Below are 12,120 nucleotides of genomic sequence, written 5' to 3' on the forward strand. Positions count from 1 at the left end.
GCCGGAAATACGCATTCCGATTCGGACATGCGATCCAAAGGAACCCATTTCTTTCGATCGTTGATGTTTCCACGACGTGAGTCGGGAGTGAACACCGCCGGACCGGAACGTAATTCATCCGCTTTCCTCCCTCATGGCCGTCCGTCCATGACTGACCGAATCATTGCGGCTGCTTACCAGCCGATCGTTCGATCGTTGACCGGTGAGTAATAACGGCACTACCTTTCAACGCGTTTCGAGCAAGCGTTTTAATCCCGCCTTCCGCGGTGACCTGTGCCCGCGCGAATGCGGGGCACCGCCTTTGCTGTCCTGAACCCCCCACCCTGCGGTTTCACGTTGATTCGGAGAATCATGACGTCCGCTGCGCGTTCCGAGGACATGATCATCGGCATCACCCCGTTCGGCGCGCCCGACGCCCGTCTCGCCCTGGCGGTCGGCCGGGCCGGCGGCCTCGGCGTGCTCGACCTGGGGCCCGGGGACCGAAGAACGCGCGAGGCGCTGGCCCGGCTGCGCCGCGCGTCACCGGGCGCCTACGGGGTGCGGGTCGGACCGGGCTGCCGGCTCACCCCGGACGATCTCCCCCCGGCAGGCGCCGGGCCGCACACGGTGGTGCTCTGCGTGGACGCGCCCTGGCCCGTGGCCGAGGTCGCGGCCCGGTATCGCGTGCTGGTGGAGGTCACCGGTCTCGCGGGGGCCGCGGAAGCGGCGCGCGCCGGGGCCCACGGGCTGATCGCGCGGGGCACCGAGTGCGGCGGCCGGGTCGGCGGGCTCGGCACCTTCGTCCTGCTCCAGCAGTTGCTCGCGGCCCAGGAGGTGGGGCTGCCGGTGTGGGCGTGCGGCGGGATCGGTCCGCGCACGGCCGCCGCCGCGGTGGCGGGCGGGGCGGCCGGAGTCGTCCTGGACAGCCAGCTCGCCCTGCTCGACGACTCGGCGCTCCCCGAACCGGCGGCCGCCGCGCTGCGCGCGATGGACGGCTCGGAGACCGTCGTCCTGGCCGGGCACCGCGTCCTGCGCCGGCGCGGCCCCGACGCCCCCCGGGTCCCCGAGGACGCCGGGCCCGAGGCGGTGGCGGCGCTGCTCGGCGCACGCGATCCGCGCACCGAGCTGCTCCCGGTGGGCCAGGACGGTTTCCTCGCCGCCCGCTTCGCCGAACGCTGGGGCGACGCCCGGCGCACGGTCCGGGCCCTGCGCGAGGCGGTGCTGGACGCCGTACGCGACGACACGGCCTTACGGGCGCTGCGCCCCGAGTCGCCGATGAGCCGGGCGCTCGGCACCCGGCTGCCGCTCGCGCAGGGCCCGATGACCCGGGTGAGCGACGAGGCCTCCTTCGCCGCAGCGGTCGCCGCGGAGGGGGCGCTGCCGTTCCTGGCGCTGGCTCTGGCGGACGGGGCGCGGACGCGGGAGCTGCTCGCGGCGACCCGGGACGCGGTGGCGGGGCGGCCCTGGGGTGTGGGGGTGCTCGGTTTCGCACCGGAGGAGGTACGGGCCGCCCAGCTGGAGGCCGTACGGGAGCTGCGGCCGACGCACGCGGTCATCGCGGGCGGGCGGCCGTCCCAGGCGCAGGCCCTGGAGCGGGACGGCATCCGGACCTTCCTGCACGTGCCGTCGCCGGGGCTGCTGCGGCAGTTCCTCCAGGCGGGGGCGCGCCGGTTCGTGTTCGAGGGCTCGGAGTGCGGCGGGCATGTGGGACCGCGCGCCGGCTTCCCGCTCTGGGAGGCCCAACTCGCCGTCCTTGAGGACCACTTGGCCGAGGCCGACGGCTCGGACCTGGAGGTGTTCTTCGCGGGCGGGGTGCACGACGAGCGGTCGGCGGCGATGGTCGCCGCGCTGGCCGCGCCGCTGACCGCGCGCGGGGCGGCGGTCGGTGTGCTGATGGGGACGGCCTACCTCTTCACCGAGGAGGCGGTGGCGCACGGAGCGATCCGCCCGCTGTTCCAGCGCCAGGTCCTGGCCGCCGAGGGCACCACGCTGCTGGAGTCGGCGCCGGGCCACGCCACCCGGTGTGTGCCGAGCCCGTTCGCCGCCGACTTCCGCACCCAGGAGGCGCGGCTGCGCGCTCAGGGCGTGCCCGAGCGGCAGGTCTGGGAGGAGCTGGAGCGCCTCAACGTGGGCCGGCTGCGCCTCGCCAGCAAGGGCGTGACCCGCGACGGCGACGGCGCCCTCACCCCGGTCGACGAGCGGCGCCAGTACGCCGAGGGGATGTTCATGGCCGGGGAGGTGGCCGTGCTGCGCTCGGCCACCACGACCCTCGCCGCGCTGCACGCGTCCGTGACGACCGGCGCGGCCGATCATCTCTCCCTGCGGGCGGCCGAATTGGGGGTGACCGCGGACGGGCGGCAGGCGCCCGGGGCCCCGGCGCCGCTGGACATCGCCGTCGTCGGCATGGCGTGCATGTTCCCGCAGGCACCCGATCTGCCCACCTTCTGGGCCAACGTCGTCGGCGGCGTCGACGCGGTCGGCGAGGTCCCGGCCGACCGCTGGGACCCGGCGGTCCACCACGGCGAGTCCACCCCGTCGAAGTGGGGCGGCTTCCTGCCGCCGATCCCCTTCGACCCGCTGCGCTACGGCATCCCGCCCGCCTCCCTCGGCAGTGTCGAACCGGTGCAGCTGCTGTCCCTGGAGGCCGCCCGGCGGGCCCTGGAGGACGCCGGATACGGCGACGGCGGACGGGAGTTCGACCGCTCACGGACCTCGGTGGTGTTCGGCGCGGAGGCGGGCAGCGACCTGTCGAACGCGGCCACGCTGCGGGCCGTGCTGCCCTCGTACTACGGGAAGGTGCCGGCCGGCCTGGAAGAGCAGCTCCCCCGGCTCACCGAGGACTCCTTCCCCGGCATGCTCGCCAACGTCATCTCCGGGCGGATCGCCAACCGGCTCGATCTCGGCGGCGCCAACTACACGGTCGACGCGGCCTGCGCGTCCTCGCTCGCCGCGGTGGACGTCGCCTGCAAGGAACTCGTCGGCGGGACCTCCGACGTGGTGCTGTGCGGCGGCGCCGACCTGCACAACGGCATCAACGACTATGTGCTGTTCTCCTCCGTCCACGCCCTGTCCCCCACCGGCCGCTCCCGGGCCTTCGACGGCTCGGCGGACGGCATCGCCCTCGGCGAGGGCGTGGCCTGTGTCGTCCTCAAACGGCTCGCGGACGCCGAACGCGACGGCGACCGGATCTACGGCGTCGTCAAGGGCCTCGGCGCCTCCAGCGACGGCCGCTCCCTCGGCCTGACCGCCCCCCGCCCGGAGGGCCAGCGCTCGGCGCTGGAGCGGGCGTACCGCAGCGCGGGCGTCTCCCCGGCCGACGTCGGTCTCGTCGAGGCGCACGGCACCGGAACGGTGGTCGGCGACCGTACCGAACTGCGCATCCTCAGCGAGGTGTTCACAGAGGCCGGGGCGGAGACCGGTGCCTGTGTGCTCGGTTCGGTGAAATCGCAGATCGGGCACACCAAGTGCGCGGCCGGACTGGCCGGGATGATCAAGACGCTGCTGGCGCTGTACACCGGTGTCCGGCCGCCGACGCTGCATGTCGAGGCGCCCAACGCGGCCTGGGACGCGGACAGCCCGTTCGCCTTCCACGCGGAGGCCCGGCCGTGGGCGGCGCCCGCCGCCGAACGGCTCGCCGGGGTGAGCGCGTTCGGGTTCGGCGGCACCAACTTCCACGCCGTGCTGAGCGCCTACGCGGACGGCGCGCCGCCGGTGCGGGGCCTGGACGCGTGGCCGGCCGAGCTGTTCCTGTTCCGGGGCCGGGACGAGGCCGCCGCCCACCGGGCGGTCGAGGAGCTGCTGCGCGCGGCGGAGGCCGAGGGCCGGCCGTGGCGGCTGCGCGACCTGGCGCTGAGCGCGGCCCGGCGGTCGGACGCGAGCGGCGATCCCGTGCGGATCGCGGTCGTGGCGACGGACGTCGACGACCTCACCGGCAAGCTCCGGCGGGCGCTGCGCGGCGAGTCCGACCCCCGGCACGGGCTGCACCCGCACGACCCGCAGGACGGCGCGGTCGCCTTCCTCTTCCCCGGCCAGGGCAGTCAGCGCCCCGGTATGCTCGCCGAACTCTTCCTGGTCTTCCCCGAGTTGCGCCCCTACCTGGAACTCGGCCGCGCCCACGCCGACGCGCTGTATCCACCGGCCGCCTTCGACGAGTCCGCACGGGAGGGGCAGCGGGCCGCTCTGACCGACACCCGGGTCGCCCAGCCCGCCCTCGGTGTCGCCGGGCTCGCCGCGCACGCCGTGCTCACGGCGGCCGGGGTACGCCCGGACATGGCCGCCGGGCACAGCTACGGCGAGCTGGTCGCCCTGTGCGCGGCCGGCGCCCTCGATCCCGACACCCTGCTGGAACTGAGCGCCGAGCGGGCGGCGGCCATCCTGGACGCCGCCTCCGGTGCCGGTCCGGAGCCCGGCACCATGGCCGCCGTCGCGGCCGGCGCCGAGGAGGTGGCCCGGGCCCTGCGGACGGCGGGGGCGCCGGACTCGGTCGTCCTCGCCAACCGCAACTCGCCCGAGCAGACGGTGATCTCGGGCCCGACCGACGCGGTCACGGACGCCGTACGGCTGCTGCGCGAGGCCGGTCTCGGTGCGAAACGGATCCCGGTCGCCTGCGCCTTCCACAGCCCGCTCGTCGCCGGGGCCGCCGACCGGTTCGCCGCGGCGCTCGCCGAACGTCCGGTGCACGCACCCGAGTTCCCGGTGTGGGCCAACCGCACGGCCGCCCCCTATCCGGCGGACCCGGACGCCGTACGGGCCGGGCTCGCCGCGCAGATCGGTGCGCCCGTCGCCTTCGCCGAGCAGATCGAGGCGATGTACGAGGCGGGGGCGCGGGTCTTCGTCGAGGCCGGTCCGGGGTCCGTGCTGACGCGGCTGGTCGGACAGATCCTCGGCGACCGGCCGCACCGCACGGTGGCCTGCGAGCCCCGGCCCGGCGGCGGACTGCCCGGCTGGCTCGACGCGCTGGCCCGGCTCGCCGTGGCGGGGCTGCCGGTGCGCACCGGCGGGCTGCTGCGCGGCCGGGACGCCGTCGACGCCGTCCACGCCCCCGCACCGAAGCGGCCGGGCTGGACGGTGGACGGACAGCTGGTCCGCACGGCCTCCGGCGCGCTGCTGCCCGGCGCGCTCGCACCCGCCCGACGCGTCGGGGACCCCGTCGAAAGGACTGTGCCGACTGTGACGACGAACCCTCCGCACGGCGTCCCCGCCGACCGGGACGCGCTGATCTCCGAGTTCCTGCGCACCAGCCGGGAGATGATCGCCGCCCAACGGGACGTGCTGCTCACCTACTTCGGGGCCACACCGGGGGCGCATCTCCCGGCCCCCCTCGCGCCGCGGACCGAGGGCCGGCCCGAGGCGATCCCGGCGGTGCCCGCCCTCGCCGCGGTGCCGGCGCCCGCACCGGCGCCCGTCCCCGAACCCGCTCCCGCTCCCGCCGGTGACACCGACGTCCAGCAGGTCGTCCTGGAGATCATCAGCGAGCACACCGGCTACCCCGTCGACATGATCGAGCCCGACCTCGATCTGGAGGCGGACCTCAGCATCGACTCCATCAAGCGGGCCGAGATCGCCGGGGAGCTGGCGAAGCGACTGGGCGCCGGGGGCGCGGCGGACCTCGCCTCGCTGGACGACGCCGAACTGGAGGAACTGGCGAAGGCACGGACGGCCGCGGCGGTGACGGACTGGCTCAGGTCCCGGCTGGACGGTCCGGCCCCGGCGGGAGCGGCCTCGGGACCGGCGGACGCGGGACCGTCCGGGCCGCCGGACGGGGAGCCGTCCGGGCCCCCCGTCGACGAGGTCACCGGTGAGCCGCCCCGGCGGCATGTGCTGCGGCCGGTCCTGCTCGACTCCGCCGCGTCCGACCCGTCCGCCGTGCTGTCCGGCACCCGCTGGGCCCTTCTCGGGGACGCCCCGCAGGCCGCCGCGCGGCTCGCGGCCCACGGCGCCGAGGTCGTCGTACACGCCCGGGACCATGCGCTGTCCGAGGCGGACGGGCCGGTGGACGGTGTGCTGTACCTCGGGGCGCTCGCCGGGCCCGAGGACGACGTGCCGGTGCTGCCCGACGCGTTCGGTGTGCTCAAGGCGGCCCTCGGCCGCGGTCCGCGCCGGCTGCTGGCCGTGCGGCACCTGGACGGCGGGGCACCGAACGCCCGCTCGGCCGGGCTGCGCGGCCTGTTCCGCACCGTGGCGCGGGAGTACCCGCAGACGCTCGCCCGGCTGGTCGACCTGGCCGACGCCTCGCCGGACGCGGTCGCGCGGGCCGTGGTCGAGGAGGCCGTGGCCGCCGACCGGACGCCGGTGGTGGTGCGTGCGGAGGGCGGACGGTACGGCTTCGAACTGGTGGCCGAGGACCTGGGGGCGCTGGGCAGCACCGGCGCGGGACCGGCCGGGGACGGGGTCGCGGAGGCGGCCGCGCTGGGCCTGGAGCAGGACTCGGTGGTGGTGCTGACGGGCGGGGCGCGGGGCATCACCGCGCAGTTCGCCGCCGCGCTCGCCGGCGCCGCCCGCTGCCGGCTGGAACTGCTCGGCCGTACGCCCGCGCCGGACGGCCCCGAGGACCCCGACACGGCCGGCGCGCGCACCACGGCCGAACTGCGGTCCGTGCTCGCCGCGCGCGGCGGGCTGAAGCCGGCGGAGATCAACCGGGCCGCCGAACTCCTGCTGGCCCAGCGGGAGATCACCGCGACCCTCGGCGAACTCACCGCGCTCGGCGCCCGGGTGCGCTACCGGTCGGTCGACTTCCGGGAGCCCGAGGCGGTAGTGCAGGCGGTGAAGGAGATCCACGCCGAGCACGGCCGGCTCGACGGCGTGGTGCACGCGGCCGGGATCATCGAGGACCGGCTGATCGCGGAGAAGACCGCCGAGTCCTTCCAGCGGGTCTACGGCACCAAGGCGACCGGCGCGGACGCCCTGCTCACGGCGCTGGAGGAACTGCCGTCCACGCCCGCGTTCACGGTGCTGTTCGGCAGTATCTCCGCCGTCCTCGGCAACCGGGGCCAGGTGGACTACGCCGCCGCCAACGACGCCCTGGAGACCCTCGGCGCCGCCTTCGCCGCCCGCACCGGACGGCGTGCGGTGACCGTGCACTGGGGTCCGTGGGCGCCCGCGCCCGGTCACGGCGGGATGGTCGGGTCGGAACTGGCCCGCGAGTACGCCCGGCGCGGCATCCGGCTGATCGACCCCGAGGAGGGAACCGCGGCGCTGCTGCGGGAGCTGGCGTGGGGCGATCCGTCGGTCACGGCCGTGGTCCACACCGCTTCGGGCTGGTGAGCGGTGACGTCATCCCCTGTGACGGCCGGGATGAATTTCCTGACGGTCCGTCAAGTGCCGGTCGCCATCGTCGGCATGTCGGTGCTGCTGCCCGGATCCGCCGGTCTGGACGCCTACTGGCGGAATCTGCGGGACGGGGTGGACGCGATCGGCGAGGTGCCGGACGGGCGCTGGGACGCCGACTACTACCGGCCCGGCACGGCCGCCGAACCGGCCCTCGCGGACCGGGTCTACGCCCGCAGGGGCGGGTTCGTGGACGGGATCGCGGAGGTGGAGGTCACCCGGTTCGGGATCATGCCGAACTCGGTGGCCGGCACCGAGCCCGACCAGCTCATCGCCCTGCACGTGGCCTCCGCCGCCCTCGACGACGCGGGCGGCACGGACCGGCTCCCCGACCGAGGACGCGTCGGCGTCGTCCTCGGCCGGGGCGGCTACCTCACCCCCGCACTGGCCCGGCTCGACCAGCGGGTGCGTACGGCGGGACAGCTCGTACGGACACTGGGCGAGTTGCTGCCCGACCTGACCGACGGCCAACTCGCCGCAGTCCGGGCAGCGTTCACCGAGCGGCTGGGGCCGGACAGCCCCGAGTCGGCGATCGGTCTCGTGCCCAACCTCGCCGCCTCCCGGGTCGCCAACCGGCTCGATCTGCGCGGCCCGGCCTACACGGTGGACGCCGCCTGCGCGTCCTCGCTGGTCGCCGTGGACCAGGCGGTCGGCGAACTGGCCTCCGGGCGGTGCGACGTGATGCTCGCCGGGGGCGTCCACCACTGCCACGACATCACGTTGTGGAGCGTCTTCTCCCAACTGCGCGCGCTGTCCCCGAGCCAGCGGATCCGCCCCTTCCACCGGGACGCCGACGGCATCCTCATCGGCGAGGGCACCGGGGTCGTCGTCCTGAAGCGCCTGGCCGACGCCGAGCGGGACGGCGACCGGATCTACGCCGTGATCCGGGGCACCGGGGTGGCGAGCGACGGCCGGGCGGCCGGGCTGGTCAACCCCGATCCCGGCGGCCAGGCCGCGGCCGTACGGCAGGCCTGGCGGGCCGCCGGGCTCGACCCCGCGGCGCCCGGCGCGCTCGGGCTGCTGGAGGCGCACGGGACCGCGACACCGGCGGGCGACAGCGCCGAACTGACCACGCTGGCGGAGGTGTTCGGGCCGGGCGACGGCGAGCGGGACGCCGTCCTGGGCTCGGTGAAGTCGATGATCGGGCACACCATGCCCGCCGCCGGTGTCGCCGGTCTGGTCAAGGCCGCCCTCGCCGTCCACCACGCGACCCTGCTGCCCACGCTCCACTGCGACGATCCGCATCCGGACCTCGCCCGCACCCGCTTCCGCACCCTGGAGAAGGCCGCGGAGTGGGAGACCGGCCCCGGACAGCCGGTCCGCCGGGCCGCCGTCAACGCGTTCGGGTTCGGCGGGATCAACGCGCATGTGGTGCTGGAGGAGGCACCGGGGGCCCGGGCGGGGTCCGGTGCGATCCCCGGCCCCGCACCCTCGGCGTCAACCGCCACCGCCCCCGCCTCCCGCTCACGCACGCAGGTGACCGAGCCCGAGGAGATCCTGCTCCTCGCCGCCGGTTCCCCCGGCCGGCTGGCCGCCCTGCTGGACGCCGACGACGTCACCGTGCGAGCCGCCGGACTCGACCCCGCCCGTCCGCACCCGGGCGCGGGCCCGGTCCGGGTCGGGATCGTCGAGCCCACCGCCAAGCGGCTCGCCCTGGCCCGTCGCGCGGTCGGCAAGGGGCGTGGCTGGCACGGCCGCAGCGACGTCTGGTTCCGGCCGGAACCCCTGCTGGGCCCCGGAGGCGGAAAGCTGGCGTTCCTCTTTCCCGGCCTGGAGGGCGACTTCACGCCCCGGGTCGACGACGTCGCCGCCCACTTCGGTCTGCCCGCCCCCGAACTCCCCGGCCGGGAGGCGCGGGACATCGGCCGGCACGGCTTCGGTGTCGTCGCCGTGGGCCGGCTGCTCGACACCGCGCTGCGGCGCACGGGGATCGTGCCGGACGCGGTCGCCGGGCACAGCGTGGGCGAGTGGACGGCGATGGCGGCGGGCGGACTGTACGCGGGGGACGAGGTCGACGCCTTCATGGCGGGCTTCGACCCCGATACGGTGACGGTCCCCGGGCTGGCCTTCGGCGCGATCGGTGCGTCCGCCGAACGGGTGCTGGCCGCTCTGCGCGAGGAGGGCCGGGCCGGGGCGGGGCTCGTCCTCTCCCATGACAACGCGCCCGGTCAGTCCATGGTGTGCGGGCCGCAGGCGGCGGTCGAGGACTTCGTGCGGGAGTTCCGCTCGCGGGGTGTGCTCAGCCAGGTGCTGCCGTTCCGGTCGGGCTTTCACACACCGATGCTGGAGCCCCACCTCGGCCCGATCCAGGAGGCCGCCGACCGGTTCCGGCTCCAGGCGCCCCACACGCCCGTCTGGTCCGGGACGACCGCCGCCCCCTTCCCCGAAGGGGAGCCGGAGATACGGGAGTTGTTCGTACGGCATCTGCTGGAGCCCGTGCGTTTCCGGCAGTTGGCGCAGGCTCTGTACGCGGCCGGGCACCGCGTGTTCGTCCAGGCGGGTCCCGGGCAGCTCGGCTCCCTCGTCGGTGACACCCTCGGCGGACAGGACCACCTGGTCGTCGCCGCCAACTCTCCTCACCGCACGGGCCTGGCCCAGCTCCGCCGGGTGGCCACGGCGGTGTGGACGGCGGGCGCGGACGTGGCTCCCGCTCTGGCTCACCGCCCCCGGCGGAGTCGGACGCAACGGCCCGCGGTGCGTCTGGACCTGGGTGGCGCCCTCGTGTCGCTCCCGCCGGACGGGCTCGCCGGACTCCGCGCCGGACTCCGCGCCGGCACCGGTGGCCGCCCCGCCCCCCTGACAGGCCTCGACGCCCTCGCCGAACGCTCACCGCTGGCGGCCGAGTTGAGCGCGCTCATGCGCGAGACGGCGGACACGGCCGCGGCCCTGATGGCCCCGGACCGGCGCCCCGCCCCCAGGGCGCTCACCCCTCGCCGCACCACCGTCCGGGTCTCCCCCGACACCATGCCCCACCTCCTCGACCACTGCTTCTTCCCGCAGCGCCCCGGCTGGCCCGACGTGGCCGACCGGTGGCCGGTGGTGCCGGCGACGACGATCGTGCGGCACATCATGGACGCGGCGGCGGAGGCGGCCCCCGGCACGGTGCCGGTCGCCGTGCACGGCGCGCGGTTCGAGGAGTGGCTCACCGCCACCCCGCCGGTCGACGTACCGGTGGCGGCGGTCCCGGAGGGCCCGGACCGCCTGGCCGTGTCCTTCGGCCCCCGCGCCCGCGCCACGGTCGAACTGGCCGCCTCCCACCCGTCCCCGCCCCCGGCCCCCTGGCCGGCCGGCACCGCCGCGGAACGCGTCCCCGAGCACACCGCCGCCCAGCTCTACGACGAGCGCTGGATGTTCCACGGCCCCGCGTTCCAGGGCGTCACCGAGCTGACCGCGATCGGCGACCGGCACGTGCGGGGGATCATCACCACCCCGCCCGCGCCGGGCGCGCTGCTGGACAACGTCGGTCAGATCCTCGGCTACTGGATCATGGCGACGCGGACCGAGCGGACCGTGGTGTTCCCGGTCGGCATGCGGGAGATGCGGTTCTACGGGCCGCATCCCGCACCCGGCACCGAGGTCGCCTGTCTCGTCCGGGTCACCTCGCTCACCGACACCGTCCTGGAGGCCGACGTCCAGCTCACGGTCGACGGCACGGTCTGGGCCGAGCTGTACGGCTGGCAGGACCGCCGGTTCGACAACGACCCGAAGACCCGTCCCGTCGAGCGGTTCCCGGAACGCAACACCCTCTCCGAGACCCGGCCGGGCGGCTGGACGCTGCTGCACGAACGATGGCCGGACCTCGCCTCCCGCGAGCTGATCATGCGCAACTCGCTCGGTGGCCAGGAGCGCGCGGAGTACGCGGCGCACGCCCCGCGCGGCCGCCGGCAGTGGCTGCTCGGCCGGATCGCGGTCAAGGACGCCGTACGGCGGTGGCTGTGGGACCAGGGCGAGGGCCCGGTCTTCCCGGCGGAACTCCGGGTGGGCAACGACGCCTCGGGCCGCCCGTACGTCACCGGTGTGCACGGTCGGGCCCTGCCCCCGCTGGACGTCTCCCTGGCGCACCGCGCGGAGGCGGGCGTGGCGATCGTCCGCCCGCACACCCCCGGCCCGGGCCCCGGCATCGACGTCGAGGAGGTCACGGCCCGCACACCCCAGACCCTCGACGCGGCCCTGGGCCCGGCCGAACTCCGGCTACTGAGAGCCCTGTTGTCGGCCACGGGGGACTCCGAGGCGCTCTGGTTCACCCGCTTCTGGGCGGCGAAGGAGGCCGTCGCCAAGGCGGAGGGCACCGGATTCGGGGGCCGGCCACGGGACTTCACCGTGCGGGACGCGACGCCGGACGGCCACCGGCTGACCGTCTCCGGACGTCTGGAGCGCGCCTACACCGTGCACTGCGAGCCCGCCGCCAACCCGCCCGCCCTGCCCGCCCGGCAGTACGTCGTCGCCTGGACCGCGGGCCCCGAACCCGCGTCCACGGAACCCGTCCGACCGAAGGAGTACGACCGATGACCCCCGTCAGCGCCGACGAGGAGAGCGTCCTCGCCGACATCACCGGCATGCTCGCGCGGCTCCTGGAGGACGAGTACGGCCTCGACGACGTCGAGATAGGCATGGAGACCACGTTCAACCGCGACCTGGAGCTGGAGAGCATCGACCTGGTGACCCTGGCGGGACTGCTCCAGGAGCGGTACGGCGACCGGGTGAACTTCGCCGAGTTCCTGGCGGGGATGGAGTTCGACGAGATCATCGAGCTGACCGTCGGCCGGCTCGTCGAGTACGTGGTGACCAGCCTGAAGGCGGCGGGGGCGAGCTGAG

The 12,120-nt window shown here is 75.6% G+C and carries 3 protein-coding genes; all 3 read left to right on the top strand.

The features are described from left to right. Nucleotides 1-351 precede the first annotated feature (351 nt). Genes AQJ64_RS24855 through AQJ64_RS24865 form a run of 3 tightly spaced genes read left to right on the top strand, consistent with a single transcriptional unit; the run spans nt 352 to nt 12,119 of the window. The gene (locus AQJ64_RS24855) at nt 352-7,242 is read left to right on the top strand and encodes a type I polyketide synthase (protein ID WP_059202991.1); all 6,891 of its coding nucleotides are present in this window, start codon (nt 352-354) and stop codon (nt 7,240-7,242) included. Between the two features lie 30 nt (nt 7,243-7,272). Further along, a complete protein-coding gene (locus tag AQJ64_RS24860; RefSeq protein WP_079061931.1) occupies nt 7,273-11,814 on the top strand; it encodes a type I polyketide synthase in 4,542 nt (1,513 codons plus the stop codon). Next, nucleotides 11,811-12,119 (top strand): acyl carrier protein, encoded by a 309-nt coding sequence (locus tag AQJ64_RS24865; RefSeq protein WP_055638092.1) that lies wholly within the window; start codon nt 11,811-11,813, stop codon nt 12,117-12,119. The genes AQJ64_RS24860 and AQJ64_RS24865 overlap by 4 nt, the downstream gene beginning before the upstream one ends. The last annotated feature ends 1 nt before the right edge of the window (nt 12,120 follow it).

This window comes from Streptomyces griseoruber, assembly GCF_001514205.1.
In the GTDB taxonomy this organism is placed as follows: domain Bacteria; phylum Actinomycetota; class Actinomycetes; order Streptomycetales; family Streptomycetaceae; genus Streptomyces; species Streptomyces griseoruber.

What these genes read in the sequence shown, in the direction of transcription:
- AQJ64_RS24855 (WP_059202991.1), top strand. Translation starts at nt 352, where the DNA reads ATGACGTCCGCTGCGCGTTCCGAGGACATGATCATCGGCATCACCCCG.
- AQJ64_RS24860 (WP_079061931.1), top strand. Translation starts at nt 7,273, where the DNA reads ATGAATTTCCTGACGGTCCGTCAAGTGCCGGTCGCCATCGTCGGCATG.
- AQJ64_RS24865 (WP_055638092.1), top strand. Translation starts at nt 11,811, where the DNA reads ATGACCCCCGTCAGCGCCGACGAGGAGAGCGTCCTCGCCGACATCACC.